Source organism: Bradyrhizobium sp. OK095, from assembly GCF_900109945.1.
Lineage (GTDB): Bacteria > Pseudomonadota > Alphaproteobacteria > Rhizobiales > Xanthobacteraceae > Bradyrhizobium.
Genome location: NZ_FOBX01000004.1, coordinates 229,143 through 249,370, shown reverse-complemented (window position 1 = coordinate 249,370; position 20,228 = coordinate 229,143). Strand labels below are relative to the sequence as shown.

Below are 20,228 nucleotides of genomic sequence, written 5' to 3'. Positions count from 1 at the left end.
CGGAATCATTGGCCGCGCGTGAATTTTCAGAACGCTTCCGCCGGCAGTTCCATGATGGTGGCGGAGCCGGCCTGGATGCGCGCGAGATTGGCCGCGGTTTCCGGCAGCATCCGCTCCATGAAGAAGCGACCGGTGACGAGTTTTGTCGAGAGATAGGGCGTCGCCCCGCTCTCGACAATCTTCCCTTGCGTCACCTTCGCCATCTTCGCCCACATGTAGCCGAGCGCGACAAAGCCGAAGAGATGCATGAAATCGGTTGCGGCGGCGCCCGCATTGTCCGGCTTCATCATTGCGTTCTGCATCAGCCACGTCGTGGCCTGCTGGAGATGGCCGAGCGCGGTCGAGAGCGGGGTGACGAACGGCTTCATCGCCTCGTCGCCGCCATTCTCCTTGGCGAACGCGCCGACCTCGCCGAAGAACGCCATGATGGCGCGGCCGCCGTCGCGCGGCAGCTTGCGGCCGACGAGGTCGAGCGCCTGGATGCCGTTGGCGCCTTCATAGATCATCGCAATACGCGCATCGCGCACGAACTGCTCCATGCCCTGCTCGGCGATGTAGCCGTGGCCGCCATACATCTGCTGCGCCTGCACCGCGTTGGCGAAGCCGTATTCGGTGAGGAAGCCCTTCAGCACCGGCGTCATCAGGCCCATGTGATCGTCGGCGGCCTGGCGGTCCTTGGGATCCTCCGAGCGGTGAGCGACGTCACTCTTCAGCGCAGTCCACATCACGAAGGCGCGCGCGGCCTCGTTGAAGGCGCGGATCGAGAGCAGCGTGCGGCGGACGTCCGGATGCACGATGATCGGGTCGGCTTGCTTGTCCGGCGCCTTCACGCCGGTGAGCGAACGGCCCTGGATACGGTCGCGCGCGTAGGCGACCGCGTTCTGATAGGCAACCTCGGACTGCGCGAGACCCTGCACAGCGACGCCGAGGCGGGCCTCGTTCATCATCACGAACATGCCCTGCATGCCCTTGTTCTCTTCGCCGATCAGCCAGCCGGTGGCGCTGTCATAGTTCATCACGCAGGTCGAATTGCCGTGGATGCCCATCTTGTGCTCGATCGAGCCGCAGACCACGCCGTTGCGCTGCCCGACCGAACCGTCGGCGTTGACCATGAATTTCGGCACCACGAACAGCGACACGCCCTTGATGCCGGCGGGCGCGCCCTCGATGCGGGCGAGCACGAGGTGGATAATGTTGGGGGCAAGGTCATGCTCGCCGGCCGAGATGAATATCTTGGTGCCGGTGATCTCAAAGCTGCCGTCGGGTTGGCGGACGGCCTTGGTGCGGAGCATGCCGAGATCGGTGCCGCATTGCGGCTCGGTCAGGTTCATGGTGCCGGTCCATTCGCCCGCCACCATCTTCGGTACGTAGGTCTGCTTCTGCTCCGGCGTGCCATGGACGATCAGCGCCGCGGTCGCGCCCATGGTGAGGCCGCCATACATCGAGAACGCCATGTTGGCGGAGATCTGGAATTCGTTGACCGCCTGGGAGAGCGTCACCGGAAGGCCCTGCCCGCCGAACTCGGTCGGCGCCGACAGGCCAAGCCAACCGCCCTCGGCGACCTGCTTGAACGCGTCCTTGAACCCCTTCGGCGTGGTGACGCTGCCGTCATCGGCACGCTTGCAGCCTTCGAGATCGCCCACACGATTGAGCGGCTGGAGCACTTCTTCCGCGAGCTTGGCGGCCTCGCCCAGGATCGCCTCGCGCACGTCGCTCGACGCGTCGGAGAAGCCGGCGAGATTGTCGTAGCGATCGATCTGGAAGACGTCGTTGAGCAGGAAGTTCACGTCTTCGACGGGTGCTTTATAGATCGGCATGGTGGTCTCCCGGCGTGGGCTTTGATTGAAAGAATTTCTCTACGATTGAGCGGCCAACTGCTCCGCCATCAGGCGATGCAGCATGTTGATCCCCTTGAGTGGACGCACCATCACCTTGAAATGGGTGATCCGTCCCTCGGCGTCGAAGGTGATGATGTCGACACCGTTGATCTCGATGCCGTCGATGACATTCTTGAATTCGAGCACGGCTCCGTCAGCGCTTTTCCATTCGCCGACATAGGTGAAGCCGGGACCGCCGAGCACCTTCTCGGCGCTGGCGAGATATTTGAAGGTGATGTCGCGGCCACGCTGCGGCGAATGCACGACGGGGCTTTCAAAGACGGCGTCAGGATGCAGCAAGTCCCAGAGCGCTTTGCTGTCATGGGACTTCATGTAGCCGTACCAGGAATCGAGGCCGGTCATTGTCTGGGTGCCTCCCGTGGATCAAAGGCCTTGGCAAAAAAAGCGAAAACAACCCCATGCACAGTAGCGCGAAGGTTGATTCCGCTAGGTTTTCAGGTCGGGTCTTTGGCCCGATCTCAAGTCACCTCATATGCACATTGACGCATATGCACCAATGCGCATAAAGTCAAGTCAATTGGTCGAGACTTCTAATAGGGAGCTGGTGTCATGGCGCTGGGCGACGCAATCCTCGCATGCCTGACGGAACGTCCGATGACGGGCTACGAGCTCGCCAAGACGTTCGACTCCTCGATCGGCTTCTTCTGGAAGGCCGACCACCAGCAGATCTACCGCGAGCTCTCCAAGCTGCGCGACCGCGGCTACATCCAGGGCCGCGAGGTCGTGCAATCAGGCAAACCCAATAAACTCATCTATACGCTCACTCCGGAAGGGCGAACAGCGCTGCGGCACTGGGCCGCGCGGCCAAGCACACCCCCCTCGATCAAGGACGACCTCCTGGTCCGCCTGCATGCGCTCGACAGCATCGACATCGAGCCCATGCGCACCGATCTGATGGCCCGGCTGGAGCACCACCGCGACCGCCACACCAATTACGAGCGCATCCTGAAGAAGCGTTTTCCGGAAGGGACGGCGTCCGGCGTGCTCGACCTCGGTAATCTGCTGCTGCTCCAGCTCGGCGCCCGCCACGAGCAGCTGGTGGCGGATTTTTGCGAGGAGGCACTCGAGGCGCTGTCGGCGATGAGCAGCAAGGACAAGGGAATGGGGACGGTGGTGCCGCTGGAGGACAGCAAGCGCGAAGGGAAGGGCTGAGCCTGCTCGCGCAGCCGGCTTCCAAAGAAGCGCCTCAGCCTGCCGCCATCACTTCGTGTGCCACAACCCCAGCCTTCTGCTTGGTCCACTGCGCCATGACCACGCAGTTGACGGCGTCGTGCAGATACATGCCCACGGCAAGCCCGCGGTCGAAGCTTGACCAGAAGCGAGGCAGGATCACGATGCCGCGCCCGCCGCGACCGACGATTTCGACCAGCCCCGCCGATTGAGCCGTCTCCATCAAGTTGCGGACATGCGTTCGCGAAACGCCGAAGCGATCGGCAGCGTCGAGATACGGCACCACCGCGGTCAGGTCCCCGGCATCCATCGCCGCCTTCAGGACCGCATTCTGGATCAGTGGCCCGGCGGCATGGCTGAAGAACAGCATCGTATCGGGCAGCGTCACCATCATCCGCGCGCTTAGGGGTGTAAACGGCAGGCAAGCACTGCAATGGAGTGCATGGAAAGCGCGGTCGCCTGTCAGCACTGGCGTATAATCATGCGCGGGATAGAGCGTCGCAAGCGGCACATAATGCGCCGCCAGCCAATCTGTGTGATGCGAACGAAGCTTGTCCGTCGTAGCGAGCAGCCGCACGCGCCCGTCGCTTGGCGCGCGGCGCTGTTCGATGAAGCCGACCTCCTGCAGACGCGCCAGCAGATGATCCACCTGTCTCGCGCTGGCATAACCGAACATCGCCAACTGTTGCTTCAACGCCGCGACCGTGAACCAGGTCTCGCGTCGCGTGAGGTCATGGGAGGATTCCAGAACCATGGCGCAGTGAAAGACCAGGAAGCGCCCGGCCTGCAAAAGAAGGCGGACCAAAAAGGGATCGCCCTCGTAGACGTTGAGAAAGCTGTGCAGATACGCCCGCCGAGCCTGCGGCAGCAACGCATGGTTCAAGATTTCCTCGAAGCTATGCCGCAATCGACCGCCGACGAGGCGCTCAAGTTCGTCTCTTTCCACAGTTTGCCCCAGGCTGCCATTCCCCGTCGAAACGCTATCCGCGAGTTCTGATGTGCGCAATGTTTTCCGACCACGGGAGGACAGCTGCGAATAGTCTTGTCGAGCGACCCACCGTGGCGGGACGCTTTGCATTTCTGACATTATTTTCATTGGAGTTGATCATGGCTCGATATGTATTGCTTGGCCTGAGCGCGTTCCTTGTCTCGGTTGGTGCGGCGGCAGCGCAAAGTGCGCCGCCCTCCTATGAGGCCGACCCAACCGTCTACAAGGTCATCTTTGAAGATCAGAACTTCCGTGTGATTTCAGCCACTTGGAAGAAGGGCGTGACCGACAAGCAGCATTCCCACCCGCTTGCCTTTGTTACTTACGCGCTCGATGACTGTACGGTGAAGGTCCATAATTCCGACGGCACGACACGTGAGTTGAAGGCCAAAGCCGGCGAGGCCCGCACCGGTCCGATGACGACCTCGCATGCAGCCGAAAATGTCACGGACGCGGACTGCCACGGCCTTCTAATCGAGCGCAAATAGGCAGCGCAAAGAAATCAAGCGACCGACTGCTTTACCATCCGGAGACGATACGATGCGCCATTCCGTGGCTTTGGCATTTGCCGTTCCTTGCCTGCTCCTCGGCGCACTCGCATCTTTCGGTCGCGCGGATGACATGGTCGATCAGCGCGAGCAGGCTTTCCGGACGGAGGCCGAGCAAGCCTTCGTCCTCGATCAAATGCGGCTGCTTCTGAGTTCGATCACGGAAATCGAGGAAGGGCTCGGAACCGGCGATTTGAATCTGGTCGCGCGCGAAGCCGCCGCGCGCGGCCGAAAAGCCAATATCACGCTGGCGCGGCCGCCCTCGTTGGCGGCCAAGGAAAGCGATGCGTGGAAGGCAATGTTCCTCTCCGTGCGAAACGGATTCGATGCCGTTGCCGATCAGGCCCAGGCCCATGCACCCGCGGCGACAATCAGCAAGACGCTCGCCGATACCATGCGCAACTGTGTCGCCTGCCATCAGACCTATCGCATCGCCGTAGAGCCGCGGTAGCCGTATGTTGCGACGGGACGCCAATAAAGGAACTCATAGACGGTTCACGAAAATGCTTCACGAGGAGCTTTCGCGGATCCGGTGGGGACGACCCAGGTGACGAGCGCGCCGGTCGTCAAGACCGTCGCATCCACGAAAGCGGGTGACGTCCGCCTCGCGTTTGTGAGCGACCGTCATGAATACACGCCCTAGACCGGCAAATTGTCGGTCATCCCGGGCGGCACCTCGCCTTGCGCTGACCGCTCGGCCAGAAGCTGCTTTTCGGCTTCGTACCAGAAGGTGTCCATTTTCCCGCTGGGCTCACCGGCACGTGTCCAGATCTCATAGGCGCGCTTGCGAACATCTTCCTCGGTCAGACCTGCCATCCTGAGCCATCCTTCGTTGCCGCAGTTCCAAGCTGCCAGCACGCACAGAGTTCCTGGCAGGCGAGATTCCGATCGTATCCGACGGGCTGGCAGGCAGAGGTCGCCCAACTTTAAGACACCGGCCCCCCATTCCTTAACCCGTTATTTACCGTAACAGGAAAAAGTCGGTTTTCGAGGCAGACGACCCGCGCCAAATCCGATTGTCTTGCAACCGGCACGCGTGGGGAGACTGGAGGCGCCGGGTGGGGCGCCGGAGTCGGAACCGGACAGAGTCATGAATTCGCGCGTATCGTGGAGTGTTGACAGTATCGATCCATCCGTCAGGGAGCGGGCCGAAGCTGCTGCGCGTCGCGCCGGCATGTCACTCAACGATTGGCTCAACTCCACGCTCGGCGAGACTGCCCCGCCAAACTTTCGCGGACCTTACGACCAGCGACAAGATCCACGTCAGGACCAGCGTCCCGATCCGCGTTCGCAGCAAATGCCGGGCCAAGCACCGAGCCAGGAGAGTCGCGAAGTCGCCGACATCCATCAGCGGCTCGACGCGATCACCCAGCAGATCGAACGGATTTCAAAGCCCGCGCCGCGCCAGGACGGTTCACGACAGGAAGGTTCACGACAGGACGCTTCGCGACCGGACGTCTCGCGCGAGCAGGGCGTTGCGCGCCAGCTCAACGACGCGATCTCGCGGCTCGACGCGCGCCTGTCGCAAATTTCAAAGCCGCAGCAACAGCCTCAGGCTCCGCGGCAGGCACCGGCCCCCGTTGAAACGCGCCAGCGCCAGGCCGATGCGGTCGAGCGCGCGGCAGCCCAGGTCTATCGCAGCTCGCCTCCCTTGAGCCCCGCGTCGTTCGATGTGGCCGTTGCCGAGATCACGGCGCGCCAGAGCGAGCTCGACGGCTTCGCGCCGCGCCAGATGCCGCCGCGCGCTGCGCCCTCGATTGCGCCCAGTGCTGCTCCCTGGCCCGCTCCTTACGCGCCACCGATGGCGCCGCCCGCACCGGCCTATGCTCCGCCACCTCCGCAAGCAGGGCCGGATTTCTCGTCGCTCGAGCGCCATCTGCTCAAGATCACGAGCCAGATCGAATCGCTCCAGCGTCCTGACAATACCGAGCAGGCGATCAACGGCTTCCGTTCCGAGCTCGCCGAGATCCGCAACGCCATCATCGAGGCGATGCCGCGCCGTGCGATCGAATCGATCGAGAACGAAATCCGCTCGCTGCACCGTCGCATCGACGAGACGCGCTCGTCCGGCACAGACGGTCAGGTCCTGTCCGGCATTGAGCACGCGCTGTCCGACATCAAGCAGGTGCTGCGCACGCTGACGCCGGCCGAGCAGCTCACCGGCTATGACGAGGCGATCCGCAATCTCGGCGCCAAGCTCGATCTGATCCTGCGCGCCAATGACGATCCATCGACGGTGCGCCAGCTCGAAGGCGCGATCGCCGCGCTACGCGGCATCGTCTCCAACGTCGCCTCCAACGAAGCGCTGGCACGGCTTTCGGACGACGTGCAGCTGTTGTCATCCAAGGTCGACCAGGTCACCCGTTCGACAGGCCCCGGCGACAGCTTTGCGGTGCTGGAGCAGCGCATCGCAGCGCTCACCGCCGCGCTGGAAACGCGCGAACGGCCGCAGCCTACCGAGAGCAGCGAACATCTGGAAGCCGCGATCCGCGCGCTGTCGGACCGTTTCGACCGCATGCAGGTGGGCAACGATTCCGCCTCGACCTTCGCGCATCTCGAACAGCGGGTCTCGTATCTGCTGGAGCGGATCGAGGCCGCCTCCGATCCGCGCAACGGCAATTTGAGCCGCGTCGAGGACGGGTTACACGACATCCTCAGGCACCTGGAACGGCAGCAGGCGACCTATTCGGCACTCGCCGAGAGCCGCAGTTCAGCGCCGCCCGCCGATTCCGGCATGGCCGATCTCGTCAAGCGCGAGCTCTCCGACATCCGCTTTAGCCACGCCGAGACCAACCGCAGCACCCAGGACTCGCTCGACGCCGTCCACAGCGCGCTCGGCCATGTCGTCGATCGCCTGTCGATGATCGAGGGCGATCTGCGCGCGGTGCGCAGCACGCCGCCGGCCCCTGCGCCGATGCCCATGACGATGCCGATGGCCGCCCCGATGGAGCCCGCGCCGATGGCGCGTGAGCCGCGGCCACAGCAGCAGCATCACCAGCAGCCGAACTACGATCCGAAGCCGGAGCTTCCCAACCCGGCAGCTGCACAACACGCGCAGTCCGCATTCGTCGCTGCGCCGCGCGAATTCCACGCTGCCGCCGCATCGGCCGCACCGCCGCCGCCAGTGCCGATGGCGCAGCAACTCACACCCCCCTTGCCGCCGCGTGCGATCAGCGAAATCCTGGAGCCGCACACGGCGCCCGCGCGTGCTGCGATCGCGCCGGAATTGCCGCCGGATCATCCGCTCGAGCCGGGCACACGGCCGGGCGGCCGCGTTGCCACGCCATCGGAGCGCATTGCCGCGTCCGAGAGTGCGATCAGCGAAATCCCCGCCGCGCCGAAGGAGCCGGTGTCGTCGTCGAGCTTCATCGCCGCCGCGCGCCGCGCCGCGCAGGCTGCGGCCGCGCAGCCGCCGGAAAAGCCCACCCGTGGCGCCAAGGCCGCCATCGCCCGTGCCAAGGACAAGGGCCAGGAAGGCGCCTCGACCATCACCTCAAAAATCCGCTCGCTGCTGGTCGGCGCGAGCGTGGTCGTGATCGTGCTCGGCACCTTCAAGATGGCGATGAACCTGCTCGATGGCGGCAGCCCACCGCCGTCACCGCAGGCCATGGAGAATTCCGCGCCGGCACCCGCACCGCAGGCTCCTCCGCCGGTCGAGACCAGGCCTGCGACCCCCGAGCAGATCACGCCATCGATGACTTCGCCGACGCCGATCGGCAAGCAGTCGCAGAACAATGCCGCGCCGGCCCTGCCCGCCAACGCCGGCAGCTCGGCTTCGGTTGAAATTCCGCCGGCCCCAGTCGCGCCGTCGCCTGCGTCCAGCGACGTCACCGGCGCGCTGTCGGGCGCCAGCCGCGCCAGGCTCAGCATGATCCAGGTGCCGCCGAGCGAGAGGCTGCCCGACGGTATCGGCGGCCCCGGCTTGCGCACCGCCGCGATGAAGGGCGACGCGACCGCGGCCTATGAAGTCGGCGTGCGCTTTGCCGAAGGCAAGGGCGTCGCTGCGAATTACGACGAAGCCGCGAAATGGTATGACCGCGCGGCGCAGGCCGGCGTAGTGCCCGCGACCTTCCGCCTTGGCACGCTCTACGAAAAGGGCCTCGGCGTGAAGAAGGACGCCGACATCGCCCGCCGCTACTACACCCAGGCCGCCGAGCGCGGCAACGCCAAGGCCATGCACAATCTCGCGGTGCTCGATGCCGACGGCGGCGGACGTGGCGCCAATTACAAGAGCGCGGCGCAGTGGTTCCGCAAAGCCGCCGATCGCGGCGTCGCCGACAGCCAGTTCAACCTCGGCATCCTCTATGCCCGCGGCATCGGCGTCGAGCAGAACCTCGCCGAATCCTACAAATGGTTCACCCTCGCAGCCGCACAGGGCGACGCGGACGCCGCGACCAAGCGCGACGATGTGGCGAAGCGCCTCGACCCGCAATCGCTCGCGGCCGCCAAGCTCGCGATCCAGACCTTCAGCGCCGAACCGCAGCCCGACGACGCCGTCAATGTTGCGGCCCCGAACGGCGGCTGGGACAGCGCGCCGCAGGCAAACGCGAAGCCCGCGCCGAAGCCCGTCGCGACCAAGAAGTCGGCTTCGGCGGTGCGTTGAGCCCCATCTCTCTCCCCTCATGGTGAGGAGCGCGCTCTTGCGCGCGTCTCGAACCATGCAGGCCCGCCTCTCGATCCGGGCCTCGCCCTTCGAGACGCCTGCTGCGCAGGCTCCTCAGGGTGAGGAGTGAGAGCGTCGGGGCCGACGACACTCCCATTCACCACGCCCAAATTTCCTGATCCGCACCGCTCTGATTTCCGCTATTGAGGGACGCGGCAATCGTTCCGTCCTTCCCGCGAGCATTCCGCGCAATCGATCCATCTCGCCGGTGCGTGGTTCAATGCAGCTTTATCTCCCGATCGCCGATCTTCCGGTCAATGTTTTCCTGGTGCTGGCGATGGGCGCGGCGGTCGGCTTCGTGTCCGGCATGTTCGGGATCGGCGGCGGTTTTCTAATGACGCCGCTGCTGATCTTCATCGGCATCACGCCGGCGGCCGCGGTCGCTTCCGTTGCGAGCCACATCGCGGCCTCCTCGTTTTCCGGCGCGCTCACCTATTGGCGGCGGCGCGCGATCGATCCGGCGCTGGCAGGCGTCCTGCTCTGCGGCGGCGTGACCGGGACTGCGCTCGGCGTGTGGACCTTCACGCAGCTTCGCGCGCTCGGCCAGCTCGATCTGATGATCGCGCTGTCCTACGTCGTGCTGCTCACCACCGTCGGCAGCCTGATGTTCTCCGAGGGCCTGCGCGCCCTGATGCGGACCCGCCGCGGCACCGTGCCGCCGCGCCGCACCCACAACTGGATCCACGGCCTGCCGCTGAAGATGCGGTTCAAGCGCTCGAAAATCTATCTCTCGGTGATTCCGATCGTGGTCGTCGGCATCGTGATCGGCTTCATCGGCGCCGTCATGGGCATCGGCGGCGGCTTCATCCTGGTGCCGATCATGATCTATGTCTTGCGAGTGCCGACATCGACAGTGATCGGGACCTCGATGGTCCTGACGCTGGTCACCATGCTGTTCGCGACCATGCTGCATGCGGTCACCAATCATCTCGTCGATGCCGTGCTGGCGCTGATCCTGATGGTCGGCGGCGTCACCGGCGCGCAGTTCGGCGCCCGTGCCGGCCAGAAGATCCGCGGCGAGCAGCTGCGGTTGCTGCTGGGCTTGCTGATCCTCTCGGTCGGCGTCCGCTTCGCGGTCGAGCTGGTGATCCGGCCCGAGGATCTCTTCACCATCCGTGAGCTCGGGGTGAGCGGATGAAACGCGCAGCTCTCGCAGCCCTGCTTGTTCTGCTGCTCGGCTCAGTCGCGCACGCCGAGCGGCTGATCGTGTCGGTCTCCAACCACCGTGTCACGGTGACGCCGAATTATTCGGGCGAGGAGCTGGTGCTGTTCGGCTCGGTCGAGAAGGACGCCACGACGCCTGCCGACCGCACCGCCTACGATCTCGTCGTCACCGTGATGGGCCCGCGCGCCGACATGGTGACGCGGCGCAAGGAGCGCACCTTCGGGATCTGGATCAACACCGACTACCGACAATTTTTGCAGGTGCCGAGCTATCTGGCGCTGTTCGCGAACCGCTCCTTCGAAATCATCACCTCGCCAGAGATCGCGCGGCGGCAGCAGATCGGGCTGAACAACGTGCTCCTGACCCAGCGGGTCAGCGGCGACTATGCCGACGTGGTGCCGAACGACGCTTTTCGGTCCGCGTTCATTCGCTTGCGCACCCAGCGCGGGCTCTATCGCGAGGATGCGAGCGCGGTAACGTTCCTGACGCCGACACTGTTCCGCACCGGCATTCCGCTGCCGGCGGAGGTGCCGATCGGCACTTATGAGGTCGAGATCAAGCTGTTTGCCAACGGCGCGTTCATCGGCAAGACCGAGACCGCCTTCGAGATCGTCAAGGTCGGCTTCGAGCAGTTCGTCGCAACGACCGCGCGGCAGAACGGGCTGATCTACGGCCTCGTCACGGCGGCGATGGCCCTGATGACGGGATGGATGGCGTCGATTGTGTTTCGGAAGGACTGACCTCCTCCGTCATTGCGAGCGCAGCGAAGCAATCCAGACTGCCTCTGCGGAAAGACTCTGGATTGCTTCGCTACGCTCGCAATGACGGGTGTGGTGCGATCACGGCGCCTCCACCACCGTCGGCACGCCCGGCTCCAGCAGCCGCAACCTTGTCCCAAAACCCAGCACATCAAACGTCTTGCGCAGATCCTCGCTGTTCTGGCGGAAATGCGCCCAGCCTTCGGTATGAACAGGCACGATCACCGCATCGGGAAAGGCGCGCGCGGTCTCGATGGCGTCGTTGGTGTCCATGGTGAGATGGAACGGCCCGCGCGTTTGCGCCGCGCCGGCGAAGGGCAGCACCACGCCGCATTTGAAGCGCCGCGCGACCTCGGCGACGCCGTCGAACCAGGTGGTGTCGCCGCTGATATAGACCGAGGTGGTGTCCTTGCGGCTCGAGGACACCACGAAGCCGATGACGTCGCCCGACAGCGGCTCGATGCCGGCCGGGCCGTGGCGCGCCGGCGTTGCCGTGATCGTCAGCGAATTGCCGTCACGGTCTTTCAGATGCGAGACCGCCCAGGGCGCGAGACCCTCGGCATGCCCGCCAAGGCGTTTTGCGCCCGCCTCGGTCGTCAGCACGCGCTTGGCGTGCTTCAGGAATTCGCGGCCCGCATTGTCGAGATTGTCCGAATGCTGGTCGTGGCTGAGCAGCACGGCATCGACCGGGCCAATCGCGTCGGCCTTCATCGCCGGTCCGATCGTCTTCTCCAGCGTCACATGCGGGAGCTGATAGGCGGTGTGCGCGTCGTCGAAGGTCGGATCGGTGAGCAGGCGAAAGCCGTCGATCTCGATCAGCGCAGTGGGGCCGCCGATCAGGGTGATGGAAATGGGCATGATGAACTCCTCTTAAGAGACCGATTTGGCGGGCCGCGTCACGAGATAGATGCCGAGCGCGACCGGGATGATGCCGAGCAGATCACGCGCCTCGACATGCTCGCCGAGCACGATGTAGGCGAACAGCATGCCGAGCGGCGGCATCAGGAAATGATAGGCACTGGCAGCGGTCGCGCCACACACTTTCAGGAGATGAAACCAGAGCCAGTAGGCGAGGATCGAGCCGCCGAGCACGAGAAACGCAAAGGCGCCGATCAGGCCCGGCGTGACATCGATCGCGTGAAAATCGGCAAAGGTGAGCGCGACCGGCGTCAGCACGATGCCGGCCACGAGATTCTGCACGCCGTTGCCGATCCACAGGCTTCCCTTCGGCGCAAGCAGCTTGAACAGGATGGTGCCGGCGACGATGGAAGCGAGCGAGGCCAGGGTGAAGACGATGCCGTGAAACGAGTCGGTGCCGACCGCCAGGCGATGCCAGACGATGGCCGTCACGCCGACAATGCCGAGCAGGAGGCCGCTTGCCTTGCGCCAGGTCATGCCCTCGCCGAGCAGCAGCGCGGCTAGCGCCGCGGTGAATACCGGATTGGCGGAGACGATCAGGCCGCCGAGGCCGGCGGAGACGGATTGCAGGCCGGTATAGCCGAGCCCGAGATAGAGCGCGTTGTTGGCGATGCCGAGCACGGCAAAGATCGCGGCATCGCGCCACGACAGCGACCAGTCACCACGAACCATCGTGGCCCCCAGGATCAAAATGCCGGCGAGCGAGAAACGCGCGGCGAGCAGGATCAGCGGCGGGCAATGGGTGACGCCGATCTTGCCGGCGACGAAGGCATAGCTCCAGAGCAGGCAAAACAAACCGATGGCGAACGGCAGCGTGTTGAAGCGGCTGGGGGCTGCGGGGAGCGAGGTGGCGAGCGACATGGGGGCATTCTCGGATGTTTTTTGTCTGGCCTCCGATCTAGGGCGCCGGCTTGCCATTTGGAAATTAAATGATTAACTGCCATTCAGTGGATTTTCGAATGGAGGTGGATATGCTCGATCTCGAGCTTCTGCGCAGCTTCGTCTCGGTGGTCGAAGCCGGCGGCTTCACCCGCGCCGGCGAGCGGGTCCACCGCACGCAATCGACCGTGAGCCAGCAGATCAAGCGGCTGGAGGAGGATGTCGGCCAGGTGCTGCTGCACCGGGACGGCAAGGACGTGCGCCCCACCGAGGCCGGCGAGCGGCTGCTGTCCTATGCGCGGCGGCTGCTGTCGCTTGCGGAAGAAGCACGCGACGTGCTGCGCGAGCCCGACAGCGAAGGCGCGATCCGGCTCGGCATCCCCGAAGATTTCGCCGCCTACCGGCTGGCGAAACTGCTCGGCGCGTTCTCGCGCTCGCATCCGGGCCTGCGGCTCGATGTGCGCGCCGACCAGAGCAAGAACCTCGCCCGCGATCTCGACCGCGGCGAGCTCGACATGGCACTCTACAAGCGCGAGGCCGGCGAGAAGGGCGCGATCGCGGTGTGGCCGGAGCGGGTGCACTGGGTCACCAGCAAGAGCCATCCGATCGATGCGGGCGCAGCGTCGGTGCCGCTGATCGGCTTTCCGCTCGGCTGCCTGTATCGCGCCGGGGCCATCCATGCGCTCGAAAGCGCGGGGCGCATCTGGCACATGTCCTATACGTCATCGAGTCTTGCCGGCATCCAGGCCGCGGTCGCCGCCGGCATGGGACTGAGCATTTTATCGGAAATGTCGATCCAGTCCGATCACCGCGTGCTGACCGCGAAGGACGGCTTTGCGCCGATCAACAGGACCGAGGTCGCGTTGATGGCCGCGCCGGATGCGAGCCCGGCAACGCTGCGGCTTGCCGATCGTCTCGCCGAGTTTTGCGATGCGGTGCAGGCGAAGGCGGCTTGAACTTACGAACCGCACGGCGGCGCCTCAATTCGCCGCCGACACCAGCCTGTCCCCGCACGCATTTGCGTAGAACTTGCCGCCGCATTGGCGCTTGATGGCGGCGCAACGGGCGGCGGGCGACGCATTTTGCGGGACCGAAAAGCCGCAGCTGAGGCCGTCGGCGCTGCGGCCCATCTTGCCCGCAGCAAAAGCCGCGCTCGAGGTGGCGATGCAGATGACGAGCAGGGCTGCGGCGACGATTTCGATCAGCAGTCTCATGGGGCGCTCCTCCATACTGATGGCTGAATCTGCGCTCAATCTAGCACCGAATTCAGGATTCCCCGTGCTCCTCCGGGTTCCCAAACCGGCCCGTTCCTTGCATAATTTTACGCCAGCGCAGTGCACGGCCGCGCCAGCGATGGTTCCGGGACTGGGGCAAAACGCTTAGAGTTACAAGACGCTTGGAGTTACAAGACGCGTAAGTTTAGTGGTGTTCTCGCGACCAGGAAGTGACGGCCTTGCAAGATCAATCGTTCCAGCCAAATTTGCCCGCCCCGAGCCAGCCTATCGACGAACTCGCGCTGGCTGAGATCAAGGGCGCGATCCTGGCGAAGCTGCGCCTTGCCATCGGCAAGGACGCGGGCATGGCGACCAAGCACGACTGGTACCAGGCCGCGGCGCTGGCGCTGCGCGACCGCATCGTGCATCGCTGGCTCACGGCCGAGAAGCACAGCTACGACGCTGGGCGCAAGCGCGTCTATTATCTCTCGCTCGAATTTTTGATCGGCCGTCTTTTCTCCGACGCGCTGAACAACATGGGGCTGCTGAAAATCTTCGAGGTCGCGCTCGGCGATCTCGGCGTGTCGCTGCCCGAGCTGCGCAAATGCGAGCCGGATGCGGCGCTCGGCAATGGCGGCCTCGGCCGCCTCGCGGCCTGCTTCATGGAGAGCATGGCGACGCTGTCGATCCCCGCGATCGGCTACGGCATCCGCTACGATTACGGCCTGTTCCGCCAGATCATCAATCAGGGCTGGCAGCAGGAATATCCGGACGAATGGCTTGGCTTCGGCAACCCCTGGGAATTGCAGCGGCCGGAAGTGATCTACGACATCAATTTCGGCGGCGGCGTCGAGCATGTCGACGACAAGGGCCGCGACCGCGCGATCTGGCATCCGGCCGAGACCGTGCAGGCGCTCGCTTATGACACGCCGATCGTCGGCTGGCGCGGCCAGCACGTCAATGCGCTCCGGCTTTGGTCGGCGCGCTCGCCCGATCCGTTGAAGCTCGATGCCTTCAACAAGGGCGACTATGTCAGCGCCAGCTCCGAGCAGTCGCGCGCGGAAGCGATCTGCAAATTCCTCTATCCGAACGATGAAAGCCCCGCGGGGCGCGAACTGCGCCTGCGCCAGGAGTATTTCTTCGTCTCGGCCTCGCTTCAGGATCTCATCAAGCGGCATCTCGCGTCCGACGGACAGCTCCGCAGCCTGTCGTCCAAGGTCGCGGTGCAGCTCAACGACACCCATCCGAGCCTCGCCGTCACCGAGTTGATGCGGATCCTGATTGACGACCACAATTTCCGCTGGGACGAGGCCTGGAAGATCACGGTCGCCACCCTCTCCTACACCAACCACACGCTGCTGCCGGAAGCGCTGGAGACCTGGCCGGTCGAACTGTTCGAGCGCCTGCTGCCGCGCCATCTCGAGATCATCTACCGCATCAACGTGCAGCATCTGGCGCTCGCCGAAGCGCGCGCCCCCGGCGACATCGACTTCCGCGCCTCGGTCTCGCTGATCGATGAGAGGAGCGGCCGCCGCGTGCGGATGGGCCAGCTCGCCTTCGTCGGCTCGCACCGCATCAACGGCGTCTCGGCGATGCATTCGGATTTGATGCGCGAGACCGTGTTCCACGATCTCAACCATCTCTATCCCGGCCGCATCACCAACAAGACCAACGGCATCACCTTCCGCCGCTGGCTGATGCTGGCGAACCCGAAGCTGACCGATTTGTTGCGCGAGGTCTGCGGTGATGCCGTGCTCGACGATCCCACCCAGCTCTCGCTGATCGAGGCGCGCGCCAGCGACGTCGAATTCCAGAAGAAATTCCGCAGCGTCAAGCTTCACAACAAGACCGCGCTGGCACGCCTGATCGGCGAACGGCTCGGCATCAAGGTCGACCCGACCGCGTTGTTCGACGTGCAGATCAAGCGCATCCACGAATACAAGCGCCAGCTGCTCAACGTCATTGAGACGGTCGCGCTGTACCAGGCGATCAAGGACGATCCCAACGGCAATTGGGTGCCGCGGGTCAAGATCTTCGCCGGCAAGGCGGCGGCGAGCTACAAATACGCAAAACTGATCATCAAGCTGATCAACGACGTCGCGGAGGTCGTCAACAACGATCCCGCGATCGGCGGCAAGCTGAAGGTGGTGTTCCTGCCGGACTACAATGTCAGCCTCGCCGAGATCATCATTCCCGCGGCCGATCTATCCGAGCAGATCTCGACCGCCGGCATGGAGGCCTCCGGCACCGGCAACATGAAGCTGTCGCTGAACGGCGCCCTCACCATCGGCACGCTCGACGGCGCCAATATCGAGATCCGCGACCATGTCGGCAACGAGAACATCGCGATCTTCGGCATGGAAGCCGGCGACGTGATGATCCGGCGCAAGCAGGGCCTTGACGCCTCCGACGTGATCCGCAATTCGCCGAAGCTCCAGCGCGCCATCAATGCGATCGGCGGCGGCGAGTTCTCGCCCGGCGATCCCGGCCGCTTCGAATCCATCGCGCACGCACTGCGCTATCTCGACCATTACATGGTCAGCGCCGATTTCGATTCCTATTACGAGGCGCAGCGCAGTGTCGATGCGCGCTGGCAAGTGGCGCCGGCCTGGACGCGCGCCTCCATCCTCAACGTCGCGCGCATGGCGTGGTTCTCCTCCGACCGCACCATCCGCGAATACGCCGAGGAGATCTGGAACGTGCCGGTCAACCCGACCACGCCGCTGCTGCCGAATCTGCGCGACGCAGCCGGCTGATTTTTCCGCAGCGTGAAATCGGCGTTACCTGCGAGGTCATTGATTTGGCAGGATAGCCATCATATGACGGTTTGAATTCACTCAAGCCGGAGTCGATCATGCCCGTCGGCGAATACATCAGCCCGGATGGTCAGCTTCGATTGCTTGTCATCTGTCCTGACGGTGACTGGACGCTGGGTTTTGATGGATTCCCCTGGCATACGCACGGCAGCATCCTGGCCAGTCTTTCGGGAAGGGACGAGGAAGCTGCCATCGACGACTTCGTCGCCGACCTGACCAGCAGCAAGAGCATCATCGCAATGAGGCGCATAGGGGGCTCGGTCACGGATGTCTGGGTCACAGATGACCCGGCCGACGATGTTTCGGGCTGGCGGCGATATGGCGCCAGTGACGAGACGATGGAGTTTCGCCGCTGGGATGGAAGCGCAGTAGAGGTCTAATTCCATGCACGCCAAGCTCCCGCACCCCTTTGACGACGCCACCCGCATCACCGCCGGTGACAGCAGTTGGCAGGGGCACACCAGTGACGACTACTGGGCCTTTGTCGGCCCGTTCGGCGGCATCACCGCTGCAACCATCCTGCGTGCGCTGATCGAGCATCCGCAGCGCGCCGGTGAACCACTGGCCCTCACCGTCAATTACTGCGCGCCGATCGCCAAGGGCCCGTTTGACCTGGATGTGCGGCTGGTGAAGGCTAACCGCTCCAGCCAGCACTGGAGCGTCGAACTGTCGCAAGCCGGCGGCGAGGTCGCTACGCTCGCCACCGCCGTGTTCGCCGAGCGCCGGCCGTCCTGGGAGCACAGGGTGGCGCAATATCCTGGCGCAAAGCCGTTCGAAGCGACGCTGCCGTTCCCAAAGATCTCGGCGGTCTGGGCCAACCAATATGAATTCCGCTTCGTCGAGGGCGAGATGCGCATCGGCCCCCCGCAGGCCGAGCTCGCCAGCACCTATTCGAAAATCTGGATCGGCGATCGTGAGCCGCGCAAGCTCGACATGCTGTCGCTGATGTCGATGTCGGACGCCTTCTTCGGCCGCATCTTCCACGCCCGGCGCGAGCTGGTGCCGTTCGGCACGGTGTCGCTGACGACGTATTTTCACACCGACAGCGACGAGCTCGCGGCCGAGGACATCACGCGCGTGCTGGCGACCGCCGATTCGAAGATCATGCACAAGAGCTACGCCGACCAGAACGCCGAGCTGTGGTCGCCGAACGGGAGACTGCTCGCGACCAGCACGCAGATTGCGTATTTCAAGGCGTAGCTGCCGCCACGTCATTGCGAGCGAAGCGAAGCAATCCAGACTGTTTCCACGGAGGGATTCTGGATTGCTTCGCTGCGCTCGCAATGACGAACGGAGAGAGCTCGCGAGAAACAAAAAGGGCGGCCCTGCAGCCGCCCTTTTGTATTGAAGACAGAGCGAGAAATTACTCCGCCGCGAGCTTCACGTCCGGCGCGGCAGCGCGCACCTCTGCGTCGACCTGGGCTTCGAACTTGGCAAAGTTCTTCTGGAACATGCCAACCAGCGCGCGCGCGGTCTTGTCGAACTCGTCCTTGTCCTTCCAGGTGTTGACCGGGTTGAGGATCTCGGCCGGCACGCCGGGCAGCGCGGTCGGGACCGCGAAGCCGAAATACTTGTCGGTGCGGAATTCGACGTTGCGAAGCGAACCGTCGAGCGCGGCGGTGAGCAGCGCGCGCGTCACCTTGATCGGCATGCGCGAGCCCGTGCCGTACTTGCCGCCGGTCCAGCCGGTGTTGACCAGCCAGCAATCGACATTGTGCTGGGCGATCAGGTCACGCAGCATGTTGCCGTAGACGGATGGATCGAGCGGCAGGAACGGCGAGCCGAAGCAGGTCGAGAATTCCGGCTGCGGCTCGTTGCCGAGACCGCGCTCGGTGCCGGCAACCTTGGCGGTGTAGCCGGACAGGAAGTGATACATCGCCTGCGCCGGCGAGAGCTTTGCGATCGGCGGCAGCACGCCGAAGGCGTCGGCGGCGAGCATCACCACGTTCTTCGGCTGCGGCGCGCGGCCGGTGCGCGAAGCATTCGGGATGAAGTCGAGCGGGTACGCAGAGCGCGTGTTCTCGGTCTTGGAGCCGTCGTCGAAATCCACCACGCGGGTGTCTTCGTCGAGCACGCAGTTCTCGAGCACCGCGCCGAAGCGCGTCGACGCCGCGTAAATCTCGGGCTCGGCTTCCTGCGACAGCTTGATGCACTTGGCATAACAGCCGCCTTCGAAATTGAAGATGCCGTTCGGGCCCCAGCCGTGCTCGTCGTCACCGATCAGCGTACGGTTCGGATCGGCCGACAGCGTGGTCTTGCCGGTGCCGGACAGCCCGAAGAAGACCGCGGCATCGCCCTTGGCGCCGACATTGGCCGAGCAGTGCATCGGCATCACGCCGCGCTCGGGCAGGTAATAGTTCAGCGTGGTGAAGACCGACTTCTTCATCTCGCCGGCATAATAGGAGCCGCCGATCAGCACGATCTTGCGGGCGAAGTCGATCGCGACGACGTTCTCCGACTTGCAGCCATGGCGCTTCGGATCGGCGCGGAAGCTCGGCATGTCGATGATGGTGAGCTCCGGCGTGAAGCTCGACAGCTCGACCGCCTCGGGGCGGATCAACAGCGTGCGGATGAACAGCGAGTGCCAGGCAAGCTCGGTGAAGACGCGGGTCTTGATCCGGTAGGCCGGATCGGCGCCGCCATAGAGGTCCTGCGCGAACAGCGATTTGCCTTCGGCGTGCTTGAGGAAGTCCTGATAGAGCGTCTCGAACTGCTCGGCAGTGATCGACTGGTTGCCGGCCCACCACATCTTCTTGTCGGTGGTGGCGTCACGCACCGTGAACTTGTCCTTCGGGCTGCGGCCGGTGAACTCGCCGGTGTCGGCGCAGAGCGCGCCGTCGGCGGACAGCACCGCCTCGCCCGCGGCGAGCGAATATTGATACAGTTGCGGCGCACCCAGGTTCCAGTGAACCTGCTTGAGATTTTTTAAGCCGAATTTGTCGGCGCCGAAGGCACCGTTGCGCACGCCCGTCTCTTGCACGAAAAATCCTCCTAGAACCCGCGACACTCAGCGCGACCAAGCTTTGGCACCATCGCGGTCACCGTGAATAACAGGCCATCCGGCCTCGGTTGGACGACCTAATATCGGTGAACGCTGGCGTTGCCAAGCTGATCCCGCAGGATTTGGTTTATTCAAGGACCGCGCCAAACGTCGCGCATGTCAGCTCTGAGCAGGCGCATCAAAAAATCGGGGATGGTCGCGCAACCAAAT

General features: G+C 64.2%; 18 protein-coding genes. 10 read left to right on the top strand and 8 right to left on the bottom strand.

Going from position 1 to position 20,228, the window contains the following annotated elements; translation table 11 throughout:
- Window positions 1–26: 26 nt before the first annotated feature.
- Together BMW89_RS13190 and BMW89_RS13185 are read right to left on the bottom strand one after the other, a co-directional pair.
- Window positions 27–1,817: an acyl-CoA dehydrogenase C-terminal domain-containing protein gene (locus BMW89_RS13190; protein WP_092026906.1), complete on the bottom strand. Its 1,791-nt coding sequence runs from the start codon at window positions 1,815–1,817 to the stop codon at window positions 27–29.
- 39 nt (window positions 1,818–1,856) lie between these two features.
- Entirely contained in the window at window positions 1,857–2,240 is a 384-nt protein-coding gene (locus BMW89_RS13185; RefSeq protein ID WP_092026904.1) for a nuclear transport factor 2 family protein, read from the bottom strand.
- Window positions 2,241–2,447: 207 nt separating this feature from the next.
- Between BMW89_RS13185 and BMW89_RS13180 the strand changes: the two genes are divergently transcribed.
- Complete coding sequence (locus tag BMW89_RS13180; RefSeq protein ID WP_092026902.1) at window positions 2,448–3,050, top strand: PadR family transcriptional regulator; 603 nt, start codon at window positions 2,448–2,450, stop codon at window positions 3,048–3,050.
- Between the two features lie 34 nt (window positions 3,051–3,084).
- Here the strand turns inward: BMW89_RS13180 and BMW89_RS13175 are convergent, their stop codons facing one another.
- Window positions 3,085–4,014, bottom strand: a complete 930-nt coding sequence (locus tag BMW89_RS13175; RefSeq protein WP_177196024.1) for a helix-turn-helix domain-containing protein — start codon at window positions 4,012–4,014, stop codon at window positions 3,085–3,087.
- A 161-nt stretch (window positions 4,015–4,175) separates the two neighbouring features.
- Here BMW89_RS13175 and BMW89_RS13170 point away from each other — a divergent pair, with 161 nt between their 5' ends.
- Window positions 4,176–4,544, top strand: coding sequence for a hypothetical protein (locus BMW89_RS13170; RefSeq protein ID WP_092027311.1), 369 nt, complete (start codon window positions 4,176–4,178; stop codon window positions 4,542–4,544).
- Between the two features lie 133 nt (window positions 4,545–4,677).
- Complete coding sequence (locus BMW89_RS13165) at window positions 4,678–5,055, top strand: hypothetical protein (RefSeq protein ID WP_244547583.1); 378 nt, start codon at window positions 4,678–4,680, stop codon at window positions 5,053–5,055.
- Window positions 5,056–5,243: 188 nt separating this feature from the next.
- Here the strand turns inward: BMW89_RS13165 and BMW89_RS13160 are convergent, their stop codons facing one another.
- On the bottom strand, window positions 5,244–5,420 hold the full coding sequence (locus tag BMW89_RS13160; protein ID WP_092027309.1) for a DUF2934 domain-containing protein: 177 nt from the start codon (window positions 5,418–5,420) through the stop codon (window positions 5,244–5,246).
- A gap of 274 nt (window positions 5,421–5,694) precedes the next feature.
- Between BMW89_RS13160 and BMW89_RS13155 the strand changes: the two genes are divergently transcribed.
- The 3 genes from BMW89_RS13155 (at window position 5,695) to BMW89_RS13145 (ending at window position 11,172) form a co-directional block, all read left to right on the top strand.
- On the top strand, window positions 5,695–9,207 hold the full coding sequence (locus tag BMW89_RS13155) for a tetratricopeptide repeat protein (protein WP_177196023.1): 3,513 nt from the start codon (window positions 5,695–5,697) through the stop codon (window positions 9,205–9,207).
- Between the two features lie 280 nt (window positions 9,208–9,487).
- Entirely contained in the window at window positions 9,488–10,405 is a 918-nt protein-coding gene (locus BMW89_RS13150) for a sulfite exporter TauE/SafE family protein (protein ID WP_092026895.1), read from the top strand.
- Window positions 10,402–11,172, top strand: a complete 771-nt coding sequence (locus BMW89_RS13145; RefSeq protein WP_092026892.1) for a TIGR02186 family protein — start codon at window positions 10,402–10,404, stop codon at window positions 11,170–11,172. The genes BMW89_RS13150 and BMW89_RS13145 overlap by 4 nt, the downstream gene beginning before the upstream one ends.
- 99 nt (window positions 11,173–11,271) lie before the next feature.
- On the opposite strand, the gene BMW89_RS13140 is transcribed toward BMW89_RS13145, so the two are convergent.
- Together BMW89_RS13140 and BMW89_RS13135 are read right to left on the bottom strand one after the other, a co-directional pair.
- A complete protein-coding gene (locus BMW89_RS13140; RefSeq protein ID WP_092026889.1) occupies window positions 11,272–12,048 on the bottom strand; it encodes an MBL fold metallo-hydrolase in 777 nt (258 codons plus the stop codon).
- A gap of 12 nt (window positions 12,049–12,060) precedes the next feature.
- The gene (locus tag BMW89_RS13135; RefSeq protein ID WP_092026887.1) at window positions 12,061–12,969 is read right to left on the bottom strand and encodes a DMT family transporter; all 909 of its coding nucleotides are present in this window, start codon (window positions 12,967–12,969) and stop codon (window positions 12,061–12,063) included.
- Between the two features lie 110 nt (window positions 12,970–13,079).
- Between BMW89_RS13135 and BMW89_RS13130 the strand changes: the two genes are divergently transcribed.
- On the top strand, window positions 13,080–13,943 hold the full coding sequence (locus BMW89_RS13130) for a LysR family transcriptional regulator (protein ID WP_177196022.1): 864 nt from the start codon (window positions 13,080–13,082) through the stop codon (window positions 13,941–13,943).
- Window positions 13,944–13,967: 24 nt separating this feature from the next.
- Here the strand turns inward: BMW89_RS13130 and BMW89_RS13125 are convergent, their stop codons facing one another.
- Window positions 13,968–14,201, bottom strand: a complete 234-nt coding sequence (locus BMW89_RS13125; protein WP_177196021.1) for a hypothetical protein — start codon at window positions 14,199–14,201, stop codon at window positions 13,968–13,970.
- A gap of 239 nt (window positions 14,202–14,440) precedes the next feature.
- On the opposite strand from BMW89_RS13125, the gene BMW89_RS13120 reads away from it, so the two are divergent.
- From BMW89_RS13120 to BMW89_RS13110, 3 genes are all read left to right on the top strand, one after another.
- Complete coding sequence (locus BMW89_RS13120) at window positions 14,441–16,957, top strand: glycogen/starch/alpha-glucan phosphorylase (protein ID WP_177196020.1); 2,517 nt, start codon at window positions 14,441–14,443, stop codon at window positions 16,955–16,957.
- Window positions 16,958–17,055: 98 nt separating this feature from the next.
- Window positions 17,056–17,397, top strand: coding sequence for a hypothetical protein (locus tag BMW89_RS13115; protein WP_092026877.1), 342 nt, complete (start codon window positions 17,056–17,058; stop codon window positions 17,395–17,397).
- A 4-nt stretch (window positions 17,398–17,401) separates the two neighbouring features.
- A complete protein-coding gene (locus BMW89_RS13110) occupies window positions 17,402–18,217 on the top strand; it encodes an acyl-CoA thioesterase (RefSeq protein WP_092026874.1) in 816 nt (271 codons plus the stop codon).
- A 163-nt stretch (window positions 18,218–18,380) separates the two neighbouring features.
- Here the strand turns inward: BMW89_RS13110 and BMW89_RS13105 are convergent, their stop codons facing one another.
- Complete coding sequence (locus BMW89_RS13105) at window positions 18,381–19,997, bottom strand: phosphoenolpyruvate carboxykinase (protein WP_092026872.1); 1,617 nt, start codon at window positions 19,995–19,997, stop codon at window positions 18,381–18,383.
- Window positions 19,998–20,228 lie beyond the last annotated feature (231 nt).